Origin of the sequence: Pseudomonas macauensis (assembly GCF_047902425.1) — a bacterium.
Classification (GTDB): Bacteria; Pseudomonadota; Gammaproteobacteria; order Pseudomonadales; family Pseudomonadaceae; genus Pseudomonas.
Genome location: NZ_CP138377.1, coordinates 3971641 through 3997677 on the forward strand (window position 1 = coordinate 3971641; position 26037 = coordinate 3997677).

Below are 26037 nucleotides of genomic sequence, written 5' to 3' on the forward strand. Positions count from 1 at the left end.
AAAGCTTTCGCGAGGCGATGCTCCGCACTCCATGGATATTGCGCTCACCCATCGCCTCTCGTTCAAGCAGGCCAGCCTGACCGTGCTGGTGGCCTTCCTGCTGGGGACGCTGCTCAGCCTTATCCAGGTTGGCGTCGATTATGCCAGCCAGGACGCCTCCATCAACCGCGAAGTTCGCGCCCTGCTGGACGTCAGCCACAACCCCGCCGCCCGCATCGCCTACAACATTGACGCCGAACTGGCCCAGGAACTGGTGGTCGGCCTGTTGCGCTCGCCGGCGGTGATCCGCGCCGAGATCATCGACAACGCCGGTACGCCCCTGGCCAGTGCCAACCGGCCGCTCGCGCAGAGCCATCTGCGTGGTCTGAGCGACTTTCTCTTCGGCGAGCAGCGCAGCTACGAAGAGCCGCTGTTCGTCGATCACGCGCCGACCGAGTCGCTCGGCGTGCTGCGCCTGGAGATCGACACCTTCGTGTTCGGCAACGACTTCCTGCGTCGGGCCGGCATGACCTTCATCTCCGGCTTCATCCGCAGCCTGCTGCTGTCACTGATCCTGCTGGTGCTGTTCTACGGGCTGCTGACCAAGCCGCTGGTGAGCCTGATAGACGCCCTCAGCCGTCACGATCCCCGCTCGCCCTCGCGTCTGCGTCTGCCCTGCCCGAGCGGCCATGAGCACGACGAGATCGGTGTGCTGGTGGAGGTCACCAACCGCCAGCTCAATCGCATCTCGGTGGAAATGGAACAGCGGCGCGAAGCCGAGGACCGCCTCACCCAGTACCTGGAAGAACTGGAAAGCATCGTCGCGGCGCGCACCGCCGAGCTGAAGGCCGCGAACGCACGCCTCACCCTGTCCAACCAGGAGCTGGAACAGGCCCGGCAGACCGCGCTGGCCATGGCCCAGGCCCGCGGCAGCTTCCTGGCCAATATGAGCCACGAGATCCGCACCCCTCTCAACGGCCTGCTGGGAATGCTCGGCCTGGCCCTGGACGGCCCGCTGACCACCGAGCAGCGCCAGCAGCTGTCCATCGCCCACGACTCGGGCAAGGTGCTGCTGGAGCTGCTCAACGACGTGCTCGACCTGTCCAAGTTCGAGGCCGGCCAACTGGAGCTGGAGCGAATCCCCTTCGACCTGGGCACCCTGGTGGAAGACACCGCCAGCCTGCTGTCGCAGAATGCCGCGCCCGCCGTGGAGCTCACCTGCCTGATCAGCTCGAAGTTGCCGGCACAACACGCAGGGGACCCGACGCGGGTGCGCCAGGTGGTGAGCAACCTGCTGTCCAATGCCCTGAAGTTCACCCGCCTGGGGCGCGTCGACATCTGCGTCGAGCCCCAAGGCAACGGCGTACGCATCAGCGTGCGCGACACCGGCATCGGCATCGCCCCCGAAGCCCTGCAGAAGATCTTCCAGCCCTTCACCCAGGCCGACGCTGGCATCGCCCGCCAGTACGGCGGCACGGGCCTGGGCCTGGCGCTGACGCGCAAGCTGTGCGAGGCGATGAAGGGCGAACTGGTGGTGAAGTCCGAGCCCGGATTCGGCAGCGAATTCATCGCCACCCTTCCGCTGCCGGCGCTGGAACCCGCCCAGTCGCTGCCCCCGCTGAATGGCCGGCTGATCGTGCAATGCGCCGCCAGCAGCGGCCTGGCGACATTACTGGAACACTGGCTGCCGCACTGGAATGTCGAGTACCAGCGCCTGGACATCGACGCGAGCCTGGCCGGCATGACGCTGGACGCGCTGCTCTCGGATTGCCCGGACTGCCTGATCACCCTGCGCCGGCACGTGGCCAAGCCCGTCCTGCTGGTCACCGCCTACGGCAACTTCCTCGAACAGCCGCTGGCCCAGAGCCTGGCGCCCTTGCGCCAGCTGGCCCGGCCGTTATCGCGGGAAGTGCTGTACCAGGCCCTCAAGCAGGCGTTCGAACATCAACCGCTGCCGGTTCCTTCCGACGCCGGCACCACGCCGGCGGAGCGCTTCTCGGCGCGGGTGCTGCTGGTGGAGGACAACCCAGTCAACCAGTTGGTGGCCAAGGGCTTGCTGCAGAAACTCGGCTGCATCGTGGCCGTCGCCACTAACGGTGAAGAGGCACTGGCACAACTGGGCGATGGCACCTTCGACCTGGTGCTGATGGACTGCAACATGCCCGTGATGGATGGCTACCAGGCCACCCAGGCAATTCGCGAAAGCGGACGCTGGCCGGGCCTGCCGGTCATCGCCCTGACCGCCAACGTCCTGCCGGACGAGCGCGAGCGCTGCCGCGCCGCCGGCATGGACGACTACCTGGCCAAGCCTTTCCACCGCGACGAACTGGCGGCGATCCTGGAGCGCTGGGTGGATCACCGCCCGCGCAGCTGAGTTCAGCCTTCCAGCTTCATCAGCTGCGCCAGCAGCGAATCCAGTTGGTGGCGCAGGCCGTCGGTGACGCTCAGGTCCAGGCCGCTGCGGCACAACAGGTCCTCGCGCAGCGGCAGTACCTTGTCGCGCAGGGCGATACCCGGCAGGGTCAGCCCGAGATGCACTTCCCGCTCGTCATGCCGGGCCCGGCGCCGCTCGACCAGACCCAGTTGCTCCAGGCGCTTGAGCAATGGCGTCAGGGTGCCGGAATCGAGCATCAGCCGCTCTCCCAGCGCCTTCACCGACGGCTGTTCCGGCGGTTCGGCCTGCCATTCCCAGAGCACCAGCATGGCCAGGTACTGCGGATAGGTCAGGCCGAGGGCGTCGAGCATCGGCCGGTAGCCGCGGATCACCGCGCGGGACACGGCATACAGGCGGAAGCACAGCTGGTTGTCCAGCTGCAGCTCCACCGGCAGGGATACAGCGTCTTTCATCACAGCAGCGCTTCGATCTCGGCGGACAGTTGCTCGGGCTTGGTGGTCGGGGCAAAACGCTTGACCACCTTGCCGTCCTTGCCGATCAGGAACTTGGTGAAGTTCCACTTGATGCCCTGGCTGCCCAGCAGCCCCGGCGCGCGCTTCTTCAGTTGCACGTAGAGCGGGTGGGCGTCGGCGCCGTTGACGTCGATCTTCTTGAACAGCGGGAAGCTGACGCCGAAGTTCAGCTCGCAGAACTGGGTAATCTCCCCTTCATTGCCCGGCTCCTGCTTGCCGAACTGGTTGCAGGGGAAGCCGAGCACCACCAGGCCCTTGTCCTTGTACTGTCGCCACAGGGATTCCAGGCCCTTGTACTGCGGGGTAAAGCCGCACTGGCTGGCGGTGTTCACCACCAGCAGCGCCTTGCCGCCGAAATCGGCGAGGGTCTTCTGTTCGCCCTTGATGGTGGTCACGGGAATGTTCAGCAGTGCGTCGCTCATCAGGTGTGGCTCCGGCGGGAAGTGGGAAATTAAAGGATAGTGATCAATTAAATTGCATGCAATTCAATTGATCACTAATCATCTAGCGAATGACCTGCTATCAGATCCGCGCCGATGCCACTTGTAGGAGCGAGCTTGCTCGCGAACGGTCTTTCTGGCGGCAATGGTGCTGGGCGGGTTCGCGAGCAAGCTCGCTCCTACGAAGAGCCCCAAAAAAGAAAAGGCCCGCCGGATGGCGGGCCTTGGGGTCACTCTTTCGGCACCAGTTTCAACGACGCCGAATTGATGCAGTAACGCAGCCCGGTCGGCCGCGGGCCATCGGGGAAGACATGGCCCAGGTGCGCGTCGCACTTGCCGCAGCGCACTTCGATGCGATGCATGCCATGGCTGAAGTCCTCCAGCTCGCGCACCACCTCACCGTTCACCGGCTGGAAGTAGCTCGGCCAGCCGCTGCCCGAATCGTACTTGGCGTCGGAGTCGAACAGCGCCGTGCCGCAGCAAACGCAGTGGTAGATGCCGGGCGTCTTGGTGTCGTGGTATTCGCCGGTGAAGGCACGCTCGGTGCCGCCCAGCCGGCAGATGTGGAACTGCTCGTCGGTGAGTTCGTCGCGCCAGGACTCCAGGGGCTTTTCCAGCTTTTCCATCGATCTGCCTCCATTAATGGAAAAAATGCCCGATGCCTCCTTTTCCGGGAATCGGGCCGCACGTATGATGCGCGTGGTTAACGTCAGGTTCAGAATCTGCCGCACAGAGACATTCTCGCGATAGAAAAGCCTTAAAAACTCTACTTTTTCGAGAAATCCACTGTTTTCCTGTCGATTTTCAGGGTCGACACCAGGGAAAAGCACTTCCGAACCGCTCATTTGACGCCAGTCTGTCACCCGCGTTACAGCCTGCCAAGTTGCTGGCCGCGGACTATTTCGGAATCCCAGATCATGCAGGTCACCAAATCGAACAAGCTCGCCAACGTCTGCTACGACATTCGCGGGCCCGTGCTCAAGCACGCCAAACGCCTGGAAGAGGAAGGCCACCGCATCCTCAAGCTGAACATCGGCAACCCGGCGCCGTTCGGTTTCGAGGCACCGGACGAAATCCTCCAGGACGTGATCCGCAACCTGCCTACCGCCCAGGGCTACAGCGACTCCAAGGGCCTGTTCAGCGCGCGCAAGGCGGTGATGCAGTACTACCAGCAGAAGCAGGTGGAAGGTGTCGGCATCGAGGACATCTACCTGGGCAACGGCGTCTCCGAGCTGATCGTGATGGCCCTGCAGGCACTGCTCAACAACGGTGACGAGGTGCTGATCCCGGCGCCGGACTACCCGCTGTGGACCGCCTCCGTGGCTCTCGCTGGCGGCAAGCCGGTGCACTACCTGTGCGACGAGCAGGCCGGCTGGTTCCCCGACATCGCCGACATGAAGGCCAAGATCACCAGCAACACCAAGGCCCTGGTGCTGATCAACCCGAACAACCCAACCGGCGCGGTGTACTCCCGCGAGGTGCTGCTGGACATCGTCGAACTGGCGCGCCAGCACAACCTGGTGATCTTCTCCGACGAGATCTACGACAAGATCCTCTATGACGAGGCCCAGCACATTTCCACCGCCTCGCTGGCGCCGGACGTGCTCTGCCTGACTTTCAACGGCCTGTCCAAGTCCTACCGCGTGGCCGGCTTCCGCTCCGGCTGGATCGCCATTTCCGGTCCCAAGCACAAGGCGCAGAGCTACATCGAGGGCCTGGATATCCTGGCCAACATGCGCCTGTGCGCCAACGTGCCGAGCCAGCACGCGATCCAGACCGCGCTGGGCGGCTACCAGAGCATCAACGACCTGGTCCTGCCCGGCGGGCGCCTGCTGGAGCAGCGCAACCGCGCCTGGGAACTGCTCAACGATATTCCCGGCGTCAGCTGCGTCAAACCCATGGGTGCGCTTTACGCGTTCCCGCGCATCGATCCGAAGGTCTGCCCGATCCACAACGACGAGAAATTCGTCCTTGATCTGCTGCTTTCCGAGAAGTTGCTCATTGTTCAGGGCACCGCCTTCAACTGGCCCTGGCCGGATCACTTCAGGGTGGTTACCCTGCCCCGTGTCGATGACCTGGAACAGGCCATCGGACGCATCGGCAACTTCCTGAAAAGCTATCGCCAATAAATCATCGCCAGTGAACCCCAGCGCATAAATGGACCTGCAGATCGACGACTTCTACAAGGATGCCGCTTCCGGCCTGCTGACCCTCTACCAGGCCTTCCCGCGCAAGATCGCCCTCTACGTCGAGGATCTGATCGGCCGGGAAGAGCCTGACGAGTTCGGCCTGCCCAGCACTCGCCACCAGAGTTGCCTGGGCGCGCTGCTGTGGCTGGCCGAGGAAGGCTACGTGCGCTTCGACGCAACCATTCGTTACGAAGCATTGGACCAGGCGGTGCTCAGCGAAAAGGCCTTCCTGCGCCTGACCCGCATCGTCCCCCACGCGGTACGCAGCGACGAGAACTTGCCGCCCAGTGTGCGCCGCGACCAGGCCTCGCTGGCCAACCAGCTGCGCGAGGCCCTCGCCAGCCGTCACAGTGAGCGCATCGCACGCTTGACCCGTCTACTCTTCGAGAGTGATCTCGGACGCCCAAGCGACACAGTTTGAAATAGTCCCCGAGTTGAATCGCCTCGGGGGCAACCGTATATACCCCGCATACTATTCAGTGATCCTGGGTCCTGCTGTGCCCGGCGATCCGGAAAGCCGCGCTCCCAAGCGGTTTTCCCCTAATCCAGCCGTGAGGAGAAGCTTTACGCCATGATGCGCATCCTGTTGTTCCTGGCCACCAACCTGGCAGTTCTGGTGATCGCCAGCATCACCCTGAAACTGCTCGGCGTGGACCGATTCACCGGCCAGAATTACGGTAGCCTTCTGATTTTCTGTGCCGTCTTCGGCTTCGCCGGCTCCCTGGTTTCGCTGTTCATCTCCAAGTGGATGGCGAAGATGAGCACCGGCACCGAGATCATCAGCCAGCCGCGCACCCGCCACGAACAGTGGCTGCTGCAGACTGTGGAAGAGCTGTCCCGCGAAGCCGGCATCAAGATGCCGGAAGTGGGCATCTTCCCCGCCTACGAAGCCAACGCCTTCGCCACCGGCTGGAACCGCAACGACGCGCTGGTCGCGGTCAGCCAGGGCCTGCTGGAGCGCTTCTCGCCTGAAGAAGTCAAAGCCGTGCTGGCCCACGAGATCGGCCACGTGGCCAATGGCGACATGGTGACCCTGGCGCTGATCCAGGGCGTGGTGAACACCTTCGTGATGTTCTTCGCGCGCATCTTCGGCAACTTCGTCGACAAGGCCATCCTGAAGAACGAAGACGGCCCGGGCATTGGCTACTTCGTTGCGACCATCTTCGCCGAACTGGTCCTGGGTATCCTCGCCAGCATCATCGTCATGTGGTTCTCGCGCAAACGCGAATACCGCGCCGACGAGGCCGGCGCCCGCCTGGCCAGCAGTGGCGCGATGATTGCCGCCCTGCAACGCCTGCGCGCCGAACAAGGTGTGCCGGTGCAGATGCCCGACTCGCTGCAGGCCTTCGGCATCAACGGCAACCTCAAGCACGGCCTCGCCGGCCTGTTCATGAGCCACCCGCCGCTGGAAGACCGCATCGAAGCCCTGCGCGCCGCCGCTCGCTAAGGCTCGACATGAAACGAAAAAGGGCGACCCTCAGGTCGCCCTTTTTCATGCCGGCGAGTCAGCCGCGACGCAGCGCGAACACCACCTCATCCAGTTGGCTGACGCCGCTCTTGATGAACTTGGGGCTCTCGGCCAGTACGTCGACGCGCTCCAGCTCCTCAACCTGCCAGGTCTGGGCGAAGTGCCGACGCACCTCATCACCCAATACCGCGAACGGCGGGCCGTCCATCTCCGCCTGCGGGTACTCCAGGGTGATCAGCAGTCCGCGCACCTGGTGCGGCAGGATGCGCTGTAGATGAGCCACATAGTCGACACGCATGTCCTCCGGCAGCGCGATCAGCGCCGCACGGTCATACAGGGCGCAACAGTCGGCCACCTGCTCGGCGGTCACGTCGAAGATGTCGCCCTGGAGGATCTCCAGCCGCTCGAAACGGTAACGGCGCAGCGGCCCTTCCTCGGTGATCTCGGGCTCCACGCCCAACCCCGCGAAGAAGTCGACGGCCGCACGCTCGGCCAGCTCGACGCCCAGCACGCGGTAGCCCCATTGCGCCAGCCAGAGCATGTCCAGGCTCTTGCCGCACATCGGCACCAGCACCTGCGACTCCGCGGGAACGCCCAGGGTCGCCCATTGGCGATCCAGGCCAGGATTCACCTTCTGCTGGTGGAAGCCGATCTCATTGCGCGCCCAGCGCGCCTGCCAGAATTCATGTTGCATGAAACACCCGTTCAAACACTGCACGCCGCGAGAAAGCCACCAGCACCGCCCGGCACTGCGCCTCTCGCACTCTCTGTCTTCCGAAGCGACACCCTTCATTCGCACCGGCTCGGGCCGTTATGCGACTGAACACGACATCTGATTCGGAAATTTCCACAAACTCTATCGCATTGGCTGACAGACATCCCTTTAAAGTGCCCTACGACTCCCCTTCCACCTGATCTGTAACTCAGTTGGCATTTCAACTCCGCGCCACCGGCGACCCAGCCGCAACGCATCTCTTAAGCCGATCATTCTGGTCGAAAACCTATACTGGTTTTCGATCTTTACCCGCGTGAACATAGGGCTATTCATGTAGCGAGGTTCACCATGCTCCCTACCCTGTTCATCTCCCACGGTTCCCCCATGCTGGCCCTGGACCCCGGCGCCAGCGACGCCCCGCTCAAGCGCCTGGCTCGCGAGCTGCCCAGGCCAAAGGCGATCCTGGTGGTTTCCGCCCACTGGGAAACCCCGGACCTGCGCGTCACCGCCGCCACTCAGCCGGAGACCTGGCACGACTTCTACGGTTTCCCGGCGGAACTCTACGCCGTGCAATACCCTGCTCCCGGCTCGCCGGAGCTGGCGGCACGCGTCGTCGAGCTGCTGGCGAAGGACGGCCTGCCCGCCACCCTCGACGCCGAACGCCCCCTGGATCACGGCACCTGGGTTCCATTGAGCCTGATGTACCCGCAGGCGGACATTCCGGTGGTGCAACTGTCGCTTCCCAGCCGCCTCGGCCCGCAGACGCAGGACCGCGTCGGCAAGGCACTGCAAGCCCTGCGCGAGGAAGGCATCCTGCTGATCGGTTCGGGCAGCATCACCCACAACCTGGGCGAGCTGGACTGGCGTGCCGGACCGGACGTCATCGAGCCCTGGGCCAAGGCCTTCCGCGACTGGATGGCCGAACGCCTGGCCGCCAACGACGAGACCGCACTGTTCGACTACCGCCGGCAGGCGCCCTGGGCCACGCGCAATCATCCCAGTGATGAACACCTGCTGCCGCTGTACTTCGCCCGCGCCGCCGGTGGCACGCCGATGACGGTGGAGCACGCCGGCTTCACCCTTGGCGCGCTGGGGATGGATATCTACCGCTTCGGCTAAGGGATCGGCTTTTCGTAGGAGCGAGCTTGCTCGCGAACGCTCTCCCGGCAACACCCGTGTTGTGCGGTTCGCGAGCAAGCTCGCTCCTACAAGGGCAAACCTGCAACGCCTCCCTTCGGCAATTTTGGTCGTGATGCCGGAAACGAAAAAGCCCCGCCAAGGCGGGGCTTTTTCATGTGCGAATGACCGAAGGATCAGTCTTCGCGGTAACGACGCAGGCGCAGGGCCTTGCCAGCGACGCGGGTGTCCTTGAGCTTGGTCAGCAGGCGGTCGAGGTTCTCTTCCGGCAGCTCGATCAGGCTGAAGGTCTCGCGGATCTGGATACGGCCGATGGCCTCGCGGGACAGGCCGCCCTCGTTGAGGATAGCGCCCAGCAGGTTCTTCGCCTGCACGCCATCGCGGGCGCCCAGGGCGGTACGGCAGCGGGACTTGCCTTCCGACGGCGGAGCCATCGGACGACGCTCGCCGCTGCGCTCCGGACGGTCGCCGCGCTCGGGGCGATCGCCACGCTCACCGCGCTCGTAACGATCGCTGCGCTCGCGCGGGGCGGCCGGGGTCAGCGGCTGTTCGCGGCGGACCGATTCCAGGTCCAGCGCCTTGCCTTCGGTCAGCTTGGCCAGCAGCACGGCGGCCAGGGTGTCCATGTCGGTACCCAGGCGACGGCACAGCTCGTCACGCACGGCGCCACGGCTGGCGACGGCGTTGGCCAGCAGCGGTTGCAGGCCAGTGGCCAGGCGGTTCAGGCGTGCTTCGAGGACGGTGTCGGCGTCCGGCAGACGAACTTCGCCGACCTTCTGGCCGGTCACACGCTCGATCACCTGCAGCATGCGGCGCTCACGCGGAGTTACCAGCAGCAGGGCGCGGCCTTCGCGACCGGCACGGCCGGTACGGCCGATGCGGTGCACGTAGGATTCCGGATCGTAGGGCATGTCCACGTTCAGTACGTGGGTGATGCGCGCCACGTCGAGGCCGCGGGCGGCGACGTCGGTGGCGATGACGATGTCCAGCGAGCCGTCCTTCAGCGACTCGATCACGCGCTCACGCTGGGCCTGCGGCATGTCGCCGTTCAGCGCGGCGGCGCGGTAGCCCTGGCGCTCGAGCAGCTCGGCGATGTCCAGGGTGGCCTGCTTGGTGCGGACGAAGCCGATCAGCGCGTCGAACTGCTCGACTTCCAGCAGACGCAGGATCGAGGCCGGCTTCTGGTCGGCGTGGACCATCAGGTGCACCTGCTCGATGCGGGCGACGGTCTGGGTCTTGGCGGCGATGCGAACGTGCTTGGGCTCTTTCAGGTGGCGTTCGGCGATGCTGCGGATCGAGGCCGGCAGGGTCGCGGAGAACAGCACGGTCTGGCGGCTGGCCGGCATGGCTTCGAAGATCACTTCGAGGTCGTCCATGAAGCCGAGCTTGAGCATTTCGTCCGCTTCGTCGAGGACCAGGCGCTCGACGGTGGAGAGCAGGTTCTCGTCGCGGCGCAGGTGGTCGCACAGGCGGCCCGGAGTGGCTACCAGGACCTGGGCGCCCTGGCGCAGAGCTTTCAGCTGCGGGCCCATGGGCGCGCCGCCGTACACGGCAACGACGCCAACGCCCGGCATCTGCTTGGAGTAGGTTTCGCACGCGGTAGCGACCTGCAGGGCCAGCTCACGGGTCGGAACCAGTACCAGTACCTGCGGAACGCGGCGCGCCGGGTCGATCTTCGACAGCAGCGGCAGCGCGAAGGCCGCGGTCTTGCCGGTGCCGGTCTGGGCCTGGCCGATCATGTCGTGGCCTTCGAGGATCACCGGGATCGACTGGGCCTGGATCGGCGACGGCTCTTCATAACCGACAGCGGCGATGGCAGCGAGAATACTGGGGTGAATACCGAGCGCGGCGAAGCCGGCGGTTTCCTGGGTCATGGGTTTTGCCTCTAAGTACATCCGCAAAGACCCAATAGCCGAGCTGCGCATGCCCTGTACGACAATGAAGTCACCCAGGCAGCTGGAAGCGGGGATTTGCGAAATGAAGATTGGAAGAATACGTCAAGGAAGTCCGCACAGCGGACGCACGACAGAGCGTGAAAGCACCGAAAAATGCGAGATCCAAAACGGGGCCTTAGCTTGGCCGGCGCGCATCATACCGGAAAATCCTCCGTCATGTGCGTCTTTTCAGACAAGGACCGGCGAACGGTCGCGCCTGGACGAGCCCGGCAAGGCCGGCTATACCGAGCAGGCCCTCCCCCGCCGGATGCCACCGATGAAGCCGAGCAGCACGCCCCGCATCACCCGTGAACGTCATGATCATGTCCTGCTGCTTGGCCTGAACCGGGTCGAAAAGCGCAATGCATTCGACTTGGAAATGCTCAACCAGCTGGTGCTCGCCCTGGGCGAGTACGAACGTGACGATCAACTGCGCTGCGCCCTGGTATTCGCCCACGGCGATCACTTCACCGCCGGGCTCGACCTGGGCGATGTCAGCGAAACCTTCCGCACGGGCTGGCAGTTACCCGACGGCGCGGTAGACCCCTGGGGCACCTTTGGCGGACCACGCCTGACCAAGCCGCTGATGGTCGCGGCCCAGGGCTACTGCTTCACCCTTGGCATCGAATTGATGTTGGCGGCGGACATCAACCTCTGCGCCAGCAACGCGCGCTTCGCCCAGTTGGAAGTGCAGCGCGGCATCTTCCCCTTCGGCGGCGCAACACTGCGACTGCACCAGGTGGCCGGCTGGGGCAACGCCATGCGCTGGCTGCTCACCGGCGACCAATTCGACGCCCACGAGGCCTGCCGCCTGGGGCTGGTGCAGGAAGTCACCGCGCCCGAGGAACTGATGCCTCGCGCGCTGTGGATGGCCCAGCGGGTCGCAGCTCAGGCGCCGCTGGGCATTCGCGCCACCCTGGCGTCAGCCCGCCAATGCCTGGATGAGGGCGAGTTGGCCGCCGCCCGCGAACTGCCGGCAATGGCCAGCCGCCTGTTGTCCAGCGAGGACGCCCAGGAAGGCTTCAGGGCCATGCAGGAAAAACGCGAAGGACGCTTCCGCGGAAAATGAGCGAGCACCGATTCACCCTCGGCCTCGCATAAAAAGCGCTATATCCAAGGTATTAAGAACGCTCGAAATACGGCTATAACTCTAAATATTCACCTTTAAAATCATCAACTTACAATCAACAAAACGACTATATACAAGTTCCAATTACGCGTTCAAAAACAAATCTCTACAACTGACATCGAGCGCAGCGCAGTGACTCGCCGGAAGTACCGCCCGAGCCGCGCTGGATCTAGTCCTTCATGGAGGAACTCGTATGTCAGGCCCGATTCGCGTCTTCGCACTTTCTCTTCTGGTCGTTGCTCTGTCGCTGCAGGGATGCAGCAGTCACGGCGGCGGCAGTCATCATAGCTCCGGCAGCAGCAGCGACGGTGGAGCAGGCACTGGCGACGGCGGTACTGGTGGTACTGACGGAGGCACCGGTGGCACCGGCGGAACCGACGGCGGCACGGGAGGTACGGGCGGTACCGGTGGCACTGACGGCGGCACAGGAGGCACAGGTGGCACGGGCGGTGGTACCGGCGGCACGGGTGGAACTGGCGGCACCGGCGGCGGCACGGGCGGCACCGGCGGTGGCACTGGAGGCACCGGCGGCGGAGACGGCGGTACCGGCGGCGGCACTACTGTCCCCAACCCCGCCACCAGCAACATCCTGAGCGAGACCGGCCAGGTGGTTTCCAGCGTCGGCGGCACCCTCGGCACCGTCGGCGGTGTGGTGCAGAACGTCGACGTCCCATTGCTCGGCAGCGGCGTAACCGACGGTACCGGCGGCGTCATCCAGCAGGTTGCCGCAGGCGTGGATCACGTCGGCGACGGAATCACCGACGGCCTGGGCAACCTGGCCAACAATCCCAATGCCATCGGCACCACCCTGGCCGGCCCAACCAACCTGGTGAGCCACACCGGCGAGGCAGTCAGCAGTCTCGGCGGCACCGTGGCCGCCGTCGGCGACGGCCCGCTGCTGGCCAGCACCCCGCTCAACGGCGTCACCGGCCAACTCGGTGGCGTGGTGGACGGCGTTGGCGGCCAGATCACCATGCTCGGCGACTCCCTCACCGGAGCGGTCACCACCGGCCCGTTGAGTCAGTTGACCACCCAACTCAGCGGCACCACCGCGAACGTGGTGGGCACGGTGGAGAACACCACCAGGACCATCGGGACAACCACCGGCCTGGCGGCACCTGTGAACAACCTGCTGACCACCGTCGGCACGGCTGTGACCCAGACCGGCGATCAGCTCAGCACCCAAAGCCCGGCACTGGCCCCGGTCGGCGGAATCGTCAGCAATACGGGGCAGGTGGTCACCGACGCAGGCGGCCTGGTCAGTGGCAGCACGACGGGCAGCAACCCGGTTGGCGGACTTATCGGCGGCGTCACCAGTACCGTGGGCACTGTCACCGGCTCCCTGGGCGGTACGACTGGCAGCACCAGCCCCGTTGGCGGACTGGTCACCGGCGTCACCAACACCGTGGGCACTGTCACCGGCTCCCTGGGCGGTACGACAGGCACCGGCGGCCTGCTCAGCGGCGTCACCAACACGATCAGCGGCGTGACGGGGACCGGCGGACTGGTAGCGGGCGCCGGGGTCGTCTCGGGCAGCACCACCGATGGCACCGGGGTCGCCGTGGGTGCAGGTGTCGGCACCACCAGCGGCAGCACGACTCAGGGCGGCCTTCTGAATACGGTCGGCAGCACCCTCGGCGGCCTGGGCGCTGGGCTGGGAGTTGGCGTCACGACTCCCCAGCAATAAATCAGTTCTCGCCCATACTGTGGTAGCCAGGAGCCATTCACGGCTCCTGGCCTTTCGCTGAAGTCGGACTCATGGAGGAGCCAGATGCGCAAACTCGCCACCTTGACCCTGCTGTTGGCAACACCCCTCGCCTGGGCCGAGCGCCCGATCCAGCTCCCCGGCTCCGATATCGAACAGACCCTGCCCCGCCCCAACCTCCCCGGCGGCGAACTGCGCCCGACGGCACCCAAGGTCACCGCTCCTGCGCCCGAGGCCGAACAGCCCGGCCAGATCCTGCAGAAACGTATCCAGCTCAAGCGCATCGAGATCGCCGGCGGTGGTCATTACCCATTGAGCACCTGGCGTCCGTTGCTGGAGCCGCTGACCCGGCGGCCGGTCCAGGTCAGCGAACTGGTGGCGGCGGCCAAGGCCATCACCCAGCGTTACCAGAACGACGGTTTCTTCATCTCCTTCGCCTATGTGCCGAACCAGGACTTCCGGGGAGGCGTCGCGCGCATCGTATTGGTCGAAGGCCATATCAGGGATGTACGCAGCAGTGGTGACCTGGGCGCTCACCAGGCCCGCGTGGACCGCTGGATCGCACGCCTGAAGGCCGAGCGGCCGCTGACCCGCGAAAGCTTCGAGCGCTTCAGCGTGCTGATGAGCCGCGTACCGGGCCTGCAACTAACGATGGCGCTCAAACCGCCCACTACCAATGACGGCGGCGCAGTGCTGGAACTGGCTGGCCAGAGCAAGCGCTTCAATACCGGCGCCAACCTGGACTCGCGCCACGGCGAGCAGCGCGGCCTGCTCTCCGCCGAGGTGAAGTCGCTGCTCGGCTGGGGCGAACAACTGCAGTTCAACTACCTCTACCCGCCCGGCGAGGATCACGAGTACTACCGCGCCTGGAACTACAGCCAGTTGCTGGGCGACAACGGCCTGCAACTGACGGCCGGCTACAGCCATTACAACTCCACACCGGACGACCAGCTGCGCCTGGCCAACGGCCTGGTGTTCGCCCGCAAGCGGGAGAACGAACGGGTCAATGCGGGCCTCGGCATTCCACTGGTGCTGCGCCGCGACCTGACCTGGGATGTGAACCTGCGCGGCTACACGGTGAACGACACCAGCCGCTACGACCTGGTGGTGCCGAACATCCCCTACCGCGTCGAGCAGAAGAGCAAGCTGCGCGTCGTCGGCGTGGACACCGTGGTCCAGCAGTTCGCCACCAAGCGCGTGCGCGCCGGGAGCCTGGCGGTCTACCAGGGCCTGAATGGCATGGGTGCGGAGGCCGAGAAACCGATCCGCAAGGACTTCACCCGCGTGCTGGGCTATGGCGCCCAGCAGGATCAGTTCACCGACCGTTGGCAAGGTGTGGTCACGGCCGGCTTCCAGTGGACCGATGACGTGCTGCCCGACTCGGAGCAGGTCACCTACGGCGGCGCGAACTTCGGCCGTGGCTATCCGGACGACCAGGCCACCGGCGACAAGGGCTGGGGCGCGGCCTACGAGGTGAACTACTCCTTCCTGCGCCAGAGCGTGGTGCTCAACCAGATCCAGCCCTACGCGGTAGTGGACACCGCCCGCACCCACTACACCCAGGACGGCCTCCCCGACGCCAAGCTTGGCTCGGCCGCGATCGGCGTGCGCCTGACCAACCGCAAGCACTACCTGGTATCGCTGGAAGTGGCCAAGCCCATCGGTGACCGCGCGCTGGACAACAATGAGCGCAGCCCGCGCCTGAACTTCGCGTTCAGCTACCAGATTCCCTGAGGACGCTTGCCCGGCTCACTGCGCCGGGCACAGCGAGTCGATGTAGCCGCGCAGCGGGTAGCCCAGCTTCGGTTCGAGGCTCGCCACGCGCTTCTTCAAGGCCCGCAGGTTGAGTTCCTGATCCAGCTCGGCGGGCACGAAGACGATCACATTGCCCTCCGGTACCGAACATTCCCAGTAGTGACGATGGAAGCGCCCGCGCAGCAGCGCGGCCCCCAGCGGGCGACCATCGTCGGTGCTCCACTGGTTGATCACCAGCCAGCCGCCGGGACGCAGGCGCTCGCGGCAGGCGCCGAGGAAATCCCAGGCGATATGCGCAGGCGCGGGGCCGGTATCGGTGTAGAGATCGAGGAAGATCAGGTCCGCCGGCTCGCAGCGCTCCAGTTCCTCGACAGCATCGCCGATGCGCAGGTTCAGGCGCGGATCATCGCCCAGCCCCAGGTGCTCGCGAGCCAGCCGGGGAATCGACGGGCGCAGCTCGATGGCCTCCACCTCTTCCAGCGGCAGGTACTTCAGGCAGGCCTGGGTCAGGCTGCCGGCGCCGAAGCCCAGGAACAGCGCGCGGCGCGGACGCGCGTGGCACAGCGCGCCGAGCAGCATGGCCCGCGAATAGTCGTACTCCAGCCAGCTGGGGTCCTGCATCAGCACGCAGCTCTGCTCGACCTCGTCGCCGAATTCCAGGTAACGGAAGTCACCGTTCTCCACCACCCGGATCACGCCGAACGCATCGCGCTCCTCGACGATCAGGCGCTCTTCGACCCGATGCTCCTCGCTCATGCCCACGCCCCCCGGAAGGCGACTGTGACATTGCGATCCGCCAGGATGCACAGACGGCGCGGATTGCCATTGAACTGCGAGGGCTGAAGCACGTGATAATCCTTCAAAAGCAGGCGTGGATCGCCTGAGCAGCAGGAACCGGCTGCCAGGCCCGAAAGCCGCAAGAATAACAGCCCAAGAGGCACAACCGAGCATGTATGCCATTATCGGCGCGGGTCCGGCCGGCCTTGCCGCCGCCCGCCAACTGCAGAAGTACGGCATCCCCTTCACCGGTTTCGAACTCCACGGCGACGTCGGCGGCCTGTGGGACATCGACAATCCCCACAGCACCCTGTACCACTCCGCCCACCTGATTTCCTCCAAGGGCACGACCCAGTTCGACGAATTCCCCATGGACATGGACGTCCCCCCTTATCCGCACCACACCCAGGTGCTGCGCTACTTTCACGCCTACGCACGGCACTACGGCCTGCACGCCCACTACCGTTTCAACACCCGGGTCACCGCCCTGCTCCGCCAGGAGCGCGGCTGGCGGCTGCGATGCGAACGCAACGGCGAAGTGCACGAAGGGCTGTTCGATGGCGTGCTGATCGCCAACGGCACCCTGCACACACCCAACCAGCCGGAGCTGCCCGGCGAATTCACCGGGGAAATCCTCCACGCCAGCCAGTACCGCAGCGCCGACTGCTTCGAAGGCAAGCGCGTGCTGATCGTCGGCTGCGGCAACTCCGCCTGCGACATCGCGGTGGACGCCGTGCACCGCGCGCGCTCCGTGGACCTCTCGGTGCGCCGCGGTTATCACTTCCTGCCCAAGTTCTGCCTGGGCCGGCCGATCGACACCTTCGGCAACCTGGTCCGCCTGCCGCGGCCACTCAAGCAACGGCTGGATGCGGCGCTGCTGCGCCTGCTGATCGGTCGCCCGTCGGACTATGGCCTGCCCAATCCCGACCACCGCCTGTACGAATCGCACCCAGTGGTGAATTCGCTGGTGCTGCACCACCTCGCCCACGGCGACATCCGCGCCCGTCGCGACGTGCGCAGCCTGGAGGGACAGCGCGTGGTATTCAGCGATGGCGAGCGCCAGGAGTACGACCTGATCCTGTTCGCCACCGGCTACCATCTGGATTACGCCTTCATCGACCGCGCGCTGCTCAACTGGCCCCGGGACTGCGCCGCGCCGCAGCTGTACCTCAATGCCTTCCATCCGCAGTACGACGACCTGTTCATGCTCGGCATGCTCGAAGCCTCCGGCCTCGGTTGGCAGGGGCGCGCCGAACAGGCCGAACTGGTCGCCCTGTACATCCGCCAGCTGGCGGCCGGCAACCCGGCGGCCGAGCGCTTCCGCCACTTGAAACGGATGCTCGCCGGGCAGCGCATCGACGGTGGTTACCAGTACCTGCCGCTGGAACGCATGGCCCACTACGTGGACAAGGACAGCTATCGCCGCAGCGTGCGCGAACATATCGCCGAGCTGCGCCGCGACCTGCCGCATACCGCGCCGCTGCAACCGCTGCCCGCGCACTGAGGGCGCACCAGGAACGCGCCGCGCGCGGGGCGAGCTGATACCATGAGGCTTCACCGCCCACAGCCGCGAACGAGCCACCGATGAGCCTGCCCTGGAGTCCCGAGAGCTGGAGAAGCAAGCCGATCCAGCAACAACCCGCCTATCCCGACGCCACGCACCTGGGTGACGTCGAGCGCACCTTGGCCGGCTTCCCGCCGCTGGTGTTCGCCGGTGAAGCCCGCGAGTTGCGCCGGCAGTTCGCCGAAGTCACCGCCGGGCGCGCCTTCCTGCTGCAGGGCGGCGACTGCGCCGAGAGCTTCGCCGAGTTCTCCGCGGCGAAGATCCGCGACACCTTCAAGGTGCTGCTGCAGATGGCCGTGGTGATGACCTTCGCCGCCGGCTGCCCGGTGGTGAAGGTCGGGCGCATGGCCGGGCAGTTCGCCAAACCGCGCTCCTCCGGCGAGGAAACCGTCGACGGCGTGACCCTGCCCGCCTATCGCGGTGACATCGTCAACGGCATTGGCTTCGATGAGAAGAGCCGCGTGCCGGACCCGGAGCGCCTGCTGCAGGCCTATCACCAGTCCACCGCCTCGCTGAACCTGCTGCGCGCCTTCGCCGGCGGCGGCTTCGCCGACCTGCACCAGGTGCACCAGTGGAACCTGGACTTCATCGCCAACTCGGCGCTGTCCGAGCGCTACCAGCAGTTGGCCGACCGCATCGACGAAACCCTCGCCTTCATGCGTGCCTGCGGCCTGGACACCGCGCCACAGCTGCGCGAGACCAGCTTCTTCACCGCCCACGAAGCGCTGCTGCTGAACTACGAGGAAGCCTTCATCCGCCGCGACAGCCTGACCGGCGACTGGTACGACTGCTCGGCGCACATGCTGTGGATCGGCGACCGCACCCGCCAGCTCGATGGCGCCCACGTGGAAATGCTGCGCGGCGTGGGCAACCCGATCGGCGTGAAGGTCGGCCCGAGCATGGACAGCGAGGAGCTGATCCGCCTGATCGACATCCTCAACCCGGACAACGACCCCGGCCGCCTCAACCTCATCGTGCGCATGGGCGCCGACAAGGTCGGCGACGGCCTGCCGCGCCTGATCCAGACCGTACAGCGCGAAGGCAAGCAGGTGCTATGGAGTTCCGACCCCATGCACGGCAACACCATCAAAGCCTCCAGCGGCTACAAGACCCGCGACTTCGCACGCGTGCTCACCGAGGTTCGGCAGTTCTTCGAGGTGCACCAGGCCGAGGGCAGCTATGCCGGCGGCATCCACATCGAAATGACCGGACAGAACGTCACCGAGTGCATCGGCGGCGCCCGTCCGATCACCGAGGCCGGGCTGAGCGATCGCTACCACACCCACTGCGACCCGCGCCTGAATGCCGACCAGTCCCTGGAGCTGGCCTTCCTGATTGCGGAAACCCTGAAGCAAGTGCGTCGCTGAAGCCGACGCAGGCCGGGGAAAAATCCTAAACGCCCTTCCTTGAATTGATCCGCCAGAGGGCGCCTACCTAGAGTGGGCGCCCATTGCGCGCACTGCGCCCCGGATCATCCGTCAATCCAAGGAAGAACCCCCATGTACCTGCACCGCTCCCTCCTCGCCCTGCTCCTCGGCGCCAGCGCCGCGCTCTCCGGCTGCCAGAACATGTCCCCCGACGGCCTCGTGCAGTCGGGCATGATGGCCATGAAGGCCGCCACCCTGAGCGACGCCGAAGTCAAGCAGATCGCCGACGAGTCCTGCGCCCAACTGGACTCCCAGGCACAGATCGCCCCGTCATCCAGCGCCTATGCCAAACGCCTGAACGCCATTGCCAGCGCCCTGGGCAACCAGATCGACGGAACTCCGGTGAACTACAAGGTGTACATGACCAGGGACATCAATGCCTTCGCCATGGCCAACGGTTGCGTGCGCGTCTACAGCGGCCTGATGGACATGATGAACGACAACGAGGTCGAAGGCGTGCTGGGCCACGAACTGGGCCATGTTTCCCTCGGCCACATCAAGAAGGCCACCCAGGCGGCCTACGCCACCGCTGCGGCTCGTACGGCCGCCGCTGCCTCCACCAACAGCACGGTCGCCGCCCTGTCGCAGTCGCAACTCGGCGATATTGGCCAGGCCCTGGTCAAGGCGCAGTTCTCCCAGACCCAGGAGTCCGCCGCCGACGACTTCTCCTACGACCTGCTGAAGCAGCGCGGCATCAAGCTCGATGGCCTGGCCAGCGCCTTCGACAAGCTGGCGAAAATGGACGGCGGCGCAAGCAGCATGTTCAGCGACCACCCAGGTTCGCAGGAGCGTGCCGATCACATCCGCAAACGCATCGCCAACGGCAAGTGACGCACCCGGCGGGCCTCCTTGCGAGGCTCGTCCTCTTTCAGGCCTCCGCCAGCAACGTCTGCAGGCGCACGCCCGACGGCCGCCGGCAGTTCACCTCCACACTCTCCAGCCCCAGCCAGTTGGCCATCTCGCCAAGCTGCTGCGCCAGCGCGATCCAGCCCTCCTCTCCCGGCCCCTTCGCCTCCTCGTGGACGGCGTGTACCACCAGTTTTCCCGCCACGCGGTCGGAACGCAGGTCGACCCGCGCCACCAACTGCTCGTCGAACAGGAACGGCAGCACGTAGTAGCCGTAGACGCGCTTGTGCTGCGGCGTGTAGATCTCCAGGCGATAACGGAAATCGAACAGGCGCTCGGTCCGCGCGCGCTCCCACACCAGCGAATCGAAGGGCGAGAGCAAGGCACTGGCGCGCACCTTGCGCGGGATGACCGCATCGGTCAGGCAGTAGCCCGGCGCCTGCCAACCCTGCACCTGCACTGCCAGCAGGTCGCCCCCTTCCACCAACTCGGCCAGGCGTGCCTTGCTGTCGGCCGGCTCCAGGCGGAAGTAATCCCGCAGGTCCTTCTCGGTGGCGACGCCCAGCGCCTGCGCCGAATGCAGCAGCAGCCGACGCTGCGCCTCGGCTTCCTCAAGATCGGGCTGATCGAGGACAGCGGACGGCAGGACCCGCTCGGGCAGGTCGTAGAGCCGTTCGAAGCCGCGACGTCCGGCCACCGTCACCTCGCCAGCGGCGAACAGCCACTCCAACGCATGCTTCTCGTCGCTCCAGTCCCACCAGGGACCGGCACGCTCCTCGCGGGTATTCAGGCTGCCGGCACCCAGCGCGCCCTGCTCGCGCACGGCATCCAACACGCGCTGGATCACCGATTGCTGCTCCCGGCCGAAGCGCGCCAGTTGCTGATAGATGCCGCGCCCTTCAGAGGCTCGGCGCATACGCCAGCGCATCAGCGGATAGAGCTCCAGCGGCAGGAGCGAGGCTTCGTGGCCCCAGTACTCGAACAGTCGCCGATGCCGCCCGGCACTCCAGGCCGCCTCTTCCAGCAGGGTTGGCGAGTAGTTGCCCAGGCGCGAGAACAGCGGCAGGTAGTGCGAGCGCACCAGCGCGTTCACCGAGTCGATCTGCAGTACACCCAGGCGTTCCAGCAGGCCGCGTACATGGCGGCGCTGCACCTCCCCGCTGGGCCTGCGCAGGGTGAATCCCTGGGCGGCCAGGGCCAGGCGGCGGGCTTGCTTGAGGGACAGCGACTCGACCATCGGCATGGGTGGACTCCAGGGCGGAAAGTGCCCTAGAGCCTAGCGCCAATTGAAGGGGCTGAGTGCATCAGGCCGGCTCGGCAATTCGCTCGGGCATCGGGAATGGCCGGGCAAAGGTGAACACTTCCGGCGACGCGCCTTGCGCCTTCAGCAGCTCCAGCTTATGCCGCGCAATCTGCGCATCGGGCAGCGTTCCAGCTGGCAACCACCATAGCGCCAGGCTCGGCGTCGGCAGCTTCTCCATCCAGTCGCGCTTCTGGCGCAGCACGGCCAGGTGTTCGCCGCCGTAGACGTATTCGCGCAACGCCTCGACCGACTCCCACACCGACAGGTTGACGATGATCAGCGGATCGTCGAAGGCACGAATGGCGGTGGCGTCACCCTCATCGGTCTGCAAACGCCAGACGAACCCGGGACTGGACTCGGCCAGCCGGTTGATGTGGTCCAGCTGATCGACAAAGCCCTTCATCACGGGGTGGTCCAGCGGCGCACGGGCTTTGGCGATATTGACCTGGGCGAGGTGGTAGTTCGAAGGCATGGGGCATTCCCTGGCAAAGTGGTTCATCAGGTACAGCGGCGGGCGGCACGATCTCGCGTGCCGCCCGTACAGCTCAACGTCTCAGGTGATCGATCCAGAACGGACGCTCGATTTCCTCCTGGATATCGGCACGGCTCAGACCGATATCCTTGAGCGCCTCATCGCTCATGCTGGCCAGCACGCGGCGCTGGCGGGCCAGCTCCTGCCACTCCAGCAGCCGCTTCAGGGCACGTTTCCACAGCAGTGCGGCCGGCGCCTTGTGGGCGTGATAGGACATCGATACGAAACCCAGTTGACCTTTCATCGTGAATCCCTCCGTGTGGGCCTGGATGCAGTCTCGCCTCGGGGCTAAGATCAATCCAACGAATCATTCTTATGCATCCCATCTCGGAGATTGATGAATGAGCAGCTTCCCCAGCATCGACAGCGAACTGCTGCGCACCTTCGTCGCCATCGCCGACCATGGCGGCTTCACCCGCGCCGCCGAGGTGGTCAACCGCACCCAGTCGGCGGTGAGCATGCAGATGAAACGCCTGGAAGAGGACGTGCTGGAACGCTCGCTGTTCGAGCGTGATGGACGCCAGGTACGCCTGACGCCGGAGGGCCAGGTATTGCTGGGCTTTGCGCGGCGCATCCTGCGCCTGCAGGGCGAGGTGTTCAACACTTTCCGCCAGCCGCACATGGTCGGTGCGGTGAAGATTGGCACGCCGGACGACTACGTGATGCGCTTCCTGCCGGAGATCCTCTCGCGCTTCGCCGAAGCCTACCCGCTGGTGCAAGTCGAGGTGCACTGCGAGTCCTCGGCGCAGTTGCTGCTGCGCAATGATCTGGACCTGTCCATCGTGACCCGCGAGCCGGGAACCGAAATTGGCCAACTGCTGCGTCAGGAGCCCTTCGTCTGGATGGCTGCCGAGAGTTTCTGTCCGCAGGACCAGCGCCCGCTGCCGCTGGCGATGTTCAACACCGCCTGCTTCTGCCGCGCCTGGGCCTGCAATGCACTGGAGGCCATGGAGATGGATTACCGCATCGCCTACAGCAGCCCGAGCCTGTCGGCACTCTTCGCCGTGGCCAGCGCCGGGCTGGCGGTGACCGCGCAATTGCGCAGCCTGCTCACTGGCAACCTGCGCATCCTGGGTGAGGACGAGGGACTGCCGCAGTTGCCCAATGCCAGCATCGTGCTGCTGCGCGGGACCCACATGACTCCGGTCACGGACAAACTGGCGGAGTACATCGTCGAGGGCTTCCGCGCCTGACGCGGGTTGCGATCGTCTCTACAGCCGAGGGTCCACGCGGCCGCTGTTCAACAAATAGCCATCGCGCTAAATTAATGCGCAATTACCTGTTCATCTCGGACATTCGCCCCGGCATCTGCCAGGGGCGCCGACCAGGAGACTGCGATGGCCCAGCCCGATACGACCTGCGAAGCACTCAAGCTCGACAACCAGCTGTGCTTCGCCCTCTACTCCACCTCCCTGCAGATGACCAAGGTCTACAAGCCGCTGCTGCAGGCACTGGGGCTCACCTACCCGCAATACATCGCCATGCTGGTGCTGTGGGAAGGCGATGGCATCACCGTTGGCGAGATCAGCGCGCGGATGCTCACCGATCCCGGCTCCCTCACCCCGCTGCTCAAGCGCCTGGAAGCCGAGGGCCTGATCACCCGTACCCGCAGCCAGGCCGACGAGCGCGTGGTGCAGTTGCACCTGACCGACAAGGGCCGTGACCTCCGCCGACAGGCGGAGAGCATTCCGGGCTGCATCCTCGCCAGCAGCCGTCTAACGTTGGAAAAGCTCCAACGCCTCCAGCAGGAACTGGTGGAGTTGCGCGAACAGCTGCAAGGCCCGTAATCCGGGCTTATGCCTGAACGCACCGCTCTTTAGTCCGAAATCTTCCGAAAATTATCTTGCGCACCAAATTAAACCGAACTAACTTTCACCCCACGAACTGCTTAGTGCACAAGATATTAACCAGCAAGACAATCGGAGACACCGCCATGCAAACTATCAAAGCCCTCTACACCGCCACCGCTACCGCCACCGGAGGCCGCGACGGCCGCGCCATTTCCTCGGACGGCATCCTCGACGTGAAACTGAGCACCCCGCGCGAACTGGGCGGCCAGGGCGGCGAAGCCACCAACCCGGAACAGCTGTTCGCCGCCGGCTACTCCGCCTGCTTCATCGGCGCCATCAAGTTCGTCGCCAGCCAGAGCAAGAAGCAGATCCCGACGGACGCCTCGATCACCGGCAAGGTCGGCATCGGCCAGATCCCGGGCGGCTTCGGCCTGGAAGTGGAACTGAACATCAACCTGCCGGGCCTGGACCAGGCCGAAGCCGAGGACCTGGTTGCCAAGGCCCACCAGGTCTGCCCCTACTCCAACGCCACCCGCGGAAACATCGACGTACGCCTGAACGTGAGCGTCTGAGAAAGCCAGACGGCAGAAACGAAAAAGCCCGGCATCAGCCGGGCTTTTTCTTGTCTCGGTTCAGGCTCAGGCCTTGACGCGGGACTTGTACTCGCCAGTGCGGGTATCGATTTCGATCGAGTCGCCGATTTCGCAGAACGCGGAAACCTGCAGCTCGGCACCGTTCTTCAGGCGAGCGGTCTTCATCACTTTACCGGAGGTGTCGCCACGGACAGCCGGCTCGGTGTAGACGATTTCGCGAACGATGGTGGTCGGCAGTTCAACGGAGATCACTTTCTCGTTGTAGAACACCGCTTCGCAGACGTCGGTCATACCGTCTTCGATGAAGGTCAGCACGCCTTCCAGATCGTCTTTCTCGATCTCGTACTGGTTGAACTCGGTGTCCATGAAGACATACAGCGGGTCCGCGAAGTAGGAGTAGGTCACTTCCTTACGGTCGAGGATGATCGGCTCCAGCTTGTCGTCGGCCTTGAACACGGTCTCGGTGCCAGCACCGGTCAGCAGGTTCTTCAGCTTCATCTTGACGACCGCGGAGTTACGGCCGGATTTGTTGAACTCGGCCTTCTGGATGACCCAGGGGGCGCCATTGATGTTGGCAACCTGGCCAGCGCGGAACTCTTGTGCGGTTTTCATACGATTATCCGATTGGATTGGAGACAAAAAACAGGGGCCATATCATAGCCAATTTGTATAAAAACACACCAGCCCCGCCGCAAGATCGGTTTGTTCGGTCAGACGCCGCTGCCAATTTCCAATCCAGGCGGACCACTCCGGCAGCCGCTCCTCCAGCCTCCGCCAGGTCTCACCGACCTCGCCGCGCCCATTCCAGGCCAGCCAGAAATCGCTCAGCGCCTGCCGCAGCCCATCCTCCATACCCTCACCGAACAGCGCCAGGAAGGCCTCCAGCTTTTCCAGGTGAACGTCCTCGTCCTGCTGGTAGATGTGCCAGACGAAGGGGCGCCCTGCCCACTGCGCGCGGACGAAGGAGTCTTCGCCACGCACCGCGTTGATGTCGCAACTCCACAGCAACGGGTCGTAGTCCTCCTGGCGGACGAACGGCAGCACCTGCACACGCAGCGCGCCGCGCTCGCAGCCCTGACCTACCCCCAGCGACTGCTGCGCCCAGCGCTGGACGTCGGCCAGCACCCGACCTTCGGGCACCAGCAACAGGGTTGGCGTCACGCCCCCGGCCAGGGAGTCCAGCCAGCCGGCGAGTGCGGGATTTTCATAGGCGAACAGGGAAATGCGCCGCTCCCCATGGCGCACTTGCACGCCGAGGCTTTCAAGGAAACGAACGCTGCTGGCGGGATCGGCCCGGAAGGTGTCCCGACGCCGAATCAGATCGCCCTCGCGCAGCAGTCCGCCGGTGGAGGGTGTGAAGCCGGGGAAATAGAAGTACTTCTGCAGGCCGTTGGGCTGCATCGACGGCAATCCATGGCAGGACTCCACCCAGGGCTCGGCACTGAGGTATTCGAGGTTCAGCCACAACGATGGCTTCGGCCGCCGGGTCATTGCTTCTATATAGGCAGGCGGCATCGAGCAGGCGAAGGCTTCGATCACCACATCCGCCGCGTCGGTGTCCTGCCAGACTTCCGGCCAATGCCGAACGTCCACGCCGGACTGCTGTTGCGATGGCGCCTGCGCGCCGGCCTGGGGACAGATGCGCACGAACGCAGCCAGGTCATCCACCCACAGGCGCACCGCTTGCCCATGTTCGGTCGCCAACTGGCGAGCCAGACGCCAGGTAACGCCGATGTCGCCATAGTTGTCGACTACGCTGCAGAAGATGTCCCAACTCGCCATACGCTTGCGCCCAGCCTCATAGAAGGCGCCAGTGTAGCCGTGATCCGGCCTTTTCTCCTTAAGCC

At 65.1% G+C, this 26037-nt stretch carries 24 protein-coding genes and 1 pseudogene; 14 read left to right on the top strand and 11 right to left on the bottom strand.

The genetic code is table 11. The features are described from left to right. Nucleotides 1-31 precede the first annotated feature (31 nt). Nucleotides 32-2353, top strand: a complete 2322-nt coding sequence (locus SD196_RS18155) for an ATP-binding protein (RefSeq protein ID WP_275611113.1) — start codon at nt 32-34, stop codon at nt 2351-2353. 2 nt (nt 2354-2355) lie between these two features. Here SD196_RS18155 and SD196_RS18160 read toward each other — a convergent pair whose 3' ends face one another. The 3 genes from SD196_RS18160 to msrB form a co-directional block, all read right to left on the bottom strand. Continuing rightward, nucleotides 2356-2826: a MarR family winged helix-turn-helix transcriptional regulator gene (locus tag SD196_RS18160; protein ID WP_275611112.1), complete on the bottom strand. Its 471-nt coding sequence runs from the start codon at nt 2824-2826 to the stop codon at nt 2356-2358. Then, nucleotides 2826-3308 (bottom strand): glutathione peroxidase, encoded by a 483-nt coding sequence (locus SD196_RS18165; RefSeq protein WP_275611111.1) that lies wholly within the window; start codon nt 3306-3308, stop codon nt 2826-2828. The genes SD196_RS18160 and SD196_RS18165 overlap by 1 nt, the downstream gene beginning before the upstream one ends. 248 nt (nt 3309-3556) lie before the next feature. Then, nucleotides 3557-3952 carry a peptide-methionine (R)-S-oxide reductase MsrB gene (gene msrB, locus SD196_RS18170; protein ID WP_275611110.1) on the bottom strand — a complete coding sequence of 132 codons (396 nt, stop codon included), beginning with the start codon at nt 3950-3952 and terminating at the stop codon, nt 3557-3559. A 291-nt stretch (nt 3953-4243) separates the two neighbouring features. On the opposite strand from msrB, the gene SD196_RS18175 reads away from it, so the two are divergent. The 3 genes from SD196_RS18175 (at nt 4244) to htpX (ending at nt 6962) form a co-directional block, all read left to right on the top strand. Further along, entirely contained in the window at nt 4244-5455 is a 1212-nt protein-coding gene (locus SD196_RS18175) for a pyridoxal phosphate-dependent aminotransferase (RefSeq protein ID WP_275611109.1), read from the top strand. A gap of 28 nt (nt 5456-5483) precedes the next feature. Next, nucleotides 5484-5936, top strand: coding sequence for a hypothetical protein (locus SD196_RS18180; protein WP_343572905.1), 453 nt, complete (start codon nt 5484-5486; stop codon nt 5934-5936). Nucleotides 5937-6086: 150 nt separating this feature from the next. Then, the gene (gene htpX / locus SD196_RS18185; protein ID WP_275611107.1) at nt 6087-6962 is read left to right on the top strand and encodes a protease HtpX; all 876 of its coding nucleotides are present in this window, start codon (nt 6087-6089) and stop codon (nt 6960-6962) included. Nucleotides 6963-7020: 58 nt separating this feature from the next. Here htpX and SD196_RS18190 read toward each other — a convergent pair whose 3' ends face one another. Further along, entirely contained in the window at nt 7021-7677 is a 657-nt protein-coding gene (locus SD196_RS18190) for a thiopurine S-methyltransferase (RefSeq protein ID WP_331318969.1), read from the bottom strand. A gap of 369 nt (nt 7678-8046) precedes the next feature. Here SD196_RS18190 and SD196_RS18195 point away from each other — a divergent pair, with 369 nt between their 5' ends. Further along, complete coding sequence (locus SD196_RS18195; RefSeq protein ID WP_343572902.1) at nt 8047-8817, top strand: DODA-type extradiol aromatic ring-opening family dioxygenase; 771 nt, start codon at nt 8047-8049, stop codon at nt 8815-8817. A gap of 194 nt (nt 8818-9011) precedes the next feature. Here the strand turns inward: SD196_RS18195 and SD196_RS18200 are convergent. Beyond that, nucleotides 9012-10744, bottom strand: a pseudogene (locus SD196_RS18200) (DEAD/DEAH box helicase). 302 nt (nt 10745-11046) lie between these two features. Between SD196_RS18200 and SD196_RS18205 the strand changes: the two are divergent. From SD196_RS18205 to SD196_RS18215, 3 genes are all read left to right on the top strand, one after another. Further along, complete coding sequence (locus SD196_RS18205; RefSeq protein WP_275611104.1) at nt 11047-11838, top strand: crotonase/enoyl-CoA hydratase family protein; 792 nt, start codon at nt 11047-11049, stop codon at nt 11836-11838. A 253-nt stretch (nt 11839-12091) separates the two neighbouring features. Continuing rightward, nucleotides 12092-13585, top strand: coding sequence for a collagen-like triple helix repeat-containing protein (locus tag SD196_RS18210; protein ID WP_416310514.1), 1494 nt, complete (start codon nt 12092-12094; stop codon nt 13583-13585). Between the two features lie 84 nt (nt 13586-13669). After that, nucleotides 13670-15337 carry a ShlB/FhaC/HecB family hemolysin secretion/activation protein gene (locus tag SD196_RS18215; RefSeq protein WP_416310515.1) on the top strand — a complete coding sequence of 556 codons (1668 nt, stop codon included), beginning with the start codon at nt 13670-13672 and terminating at the stop codon, nt 15335-15337. Between the two features lie 15 nt (nt 15338-15352). Here SD196_RS18215 and SD196_RS18220 read toward each other — a convergent pair whose 3' ends face one another. Continuing rightward, on the bottom strand, nt 15353-16114 hold the full coding sequence (locus tag SD196_RS18220) for a spermidine synthase (RefSeq protein ID WP_275611102.1): 762 nt from the start codon (nt 16112-16114) through the stop codon (nt 15353-15355). A gap of 193 nt (nt 16115-16307) precedes the next feature. Between SD196_RS18220 and SD196_RS18225 the strand changes: the two genes are divergently transcribed. From SD196_RS18225 to SD196_RS18235, 3 genes are all read left to right on the top strand, one after another. Beyond that, nucleotides 16308-17639 (top strand): flavin-containing monooxygenase, encoded by a 1332-nt coding sequence (locus SD196_RS18225; protein ID WP_275611101.1) that lies wholly within the window; start codon nt 16308-16310, stop codon nt 17637-17639. 80 nt (nt 17640-17719) lie between these two features. Then, a complete protein-coding gene (locus SD196_RS18230; protein WP_275611100.1) occupies nt 17720-19066 on the top strand; it encodes a class II 3-deoxy-7-phosphoheptulonate synthase in 1347 nt (448 codons plus the stop codon). A 132-nt stretch (nt 19067-19198) separates the two neighbouring features. Then, nucleotides 19199-19957, top strand: coding sequence for a M48 family metalloprotease (locus tag SD196_RS18235; protein ID WP_331318977.1), 759 nt, complete (start codon nt 19199-19201; stop codon nt 19955-19957). A gap of 37 nt (nt 19958-19994) precedes the next feature. Here the strand turns inward: SD196_RS18235 and SD196_RS18240 are convergent, their stop codons facing one another. The 3 genes from SD196_RS18240 to SD196_RS18250 form a co-directional block, all read right to left on the bottom strand. Next, on the bottom strand, nt 19995-21215 hold the full coding sequence (locus tag SD196_RS18240; RefSeq protein WP_275611098.1) for a winged helix-turn-helix domain-containing protein: 1221 nt from the start codon (nt 21213-21215) through the stop codon (nt 19995-19997). A 61-nt stretch (nt 21216-21276) separates the two neighbouring features. Further along, nucleotides 21277-21747 carry a DUF3291 domain-containing protein gene (locus SD196_RS18245; RefSeq protein ID WP_275611097.1) on the bottom strand — a complete coding sequence of 157 codons (471 nt, stop codon included), beginning with the start codon at nt 21745-21747 and terminating at the stop codon, nt 21277-21279. A 73-nt stretch (nt 21748-21820) separates the two neighbouring features. Then, on the bottom strand, nt 21821-22051 hold the full coding sequence (locus SD196_RS18250) for a DUF1127 domain-containing protein (protein ID WP_416310516.1): 231 nt from the start codon (nt 22049-22051) through the stop codon (nt 21821-21823). Nucleotides 22052-22148: 97 nt separating this feature from the next. On the opposite strand from SD196_RS18250, the gene SD196_RS18255 reads away from it, so the two are divergent. The 3 genes from SD196_RS18255 to SD196_RS18265 all read left to right on the top strand — a co-directional run bounded on the left by SD196_RS18255 (nt 22149) and on the right by SD196_RS18265 (nt 24169). Next, entirely contained in the window at nt 22149-23000 is an 852-nt protein-coding gene (locus SD196_RS18255; RefSeq protein WP_331318982.1) for a LysR family transcriptional regulator, read from the top strand. Nucleotides 23001-23144: 144 nt separating this feature from the next. Beyond that, nucleotides 23145-23594 carry a MarR family winged helix-turn-helix transcriptional regulator gene (locus SD196_RS18260; RefSeq protein ID WP_371229251.1) on the top strand — a complete coding sequence of 150 codons (450 nt, stop codon included), beginning with the start codon at nt 23145-23147 and terminating at the stop codon, nt 23592-23594. A 146-nt stretch (nt 23595-23740) separates the two neighbouring features. After that, nucleotides 23741-24169: an organic hydroperoxide resistance protein gene (locus tag SD196_RS18265; protein WP_416310517.1), complete on the top strand. Its 429-nt coding sequence runs from the start codon at nt 23741-23743 to the stop codon at nt 24167-24169. Between the two features lie 66 nt (nt 24170-24235). Here SD196_RS18265 and efp read toward each other — a convergent pair whose 3' ends face one another. Together efp and earP are read right to left on the bottom strand one after the other, a co-directional pair. Continuing rightward, nucleotides 24236-24802 carry an elongation factor P gene (efp, locus tag SD196_RS18270; protein ID WP_254475989.1) on the bottom strand — a complete coding sequence of 189 codons (567 nt, stop codon included), beginning with the start codon at nt 24800-24802 and terminating at the stop codon, nt 24236-24238. A 42-nt stretch (nt 24803-24844) separates the two neighbouring features. Continuing rightward, on the bottom strand, nt 24845-25972 hold the full coding sequence (earP, locus tag SD196_RS18275) for an elongation factor P maturation arginine rhamnosyltransferase EarP (protein ID WP_416310518.1): 1128 nt from the start codon (nt 25970-25972) through the stop codon (nt 24845-24847). Nucleotides 25973-26037: the final 65 nt, after the last annotated feature.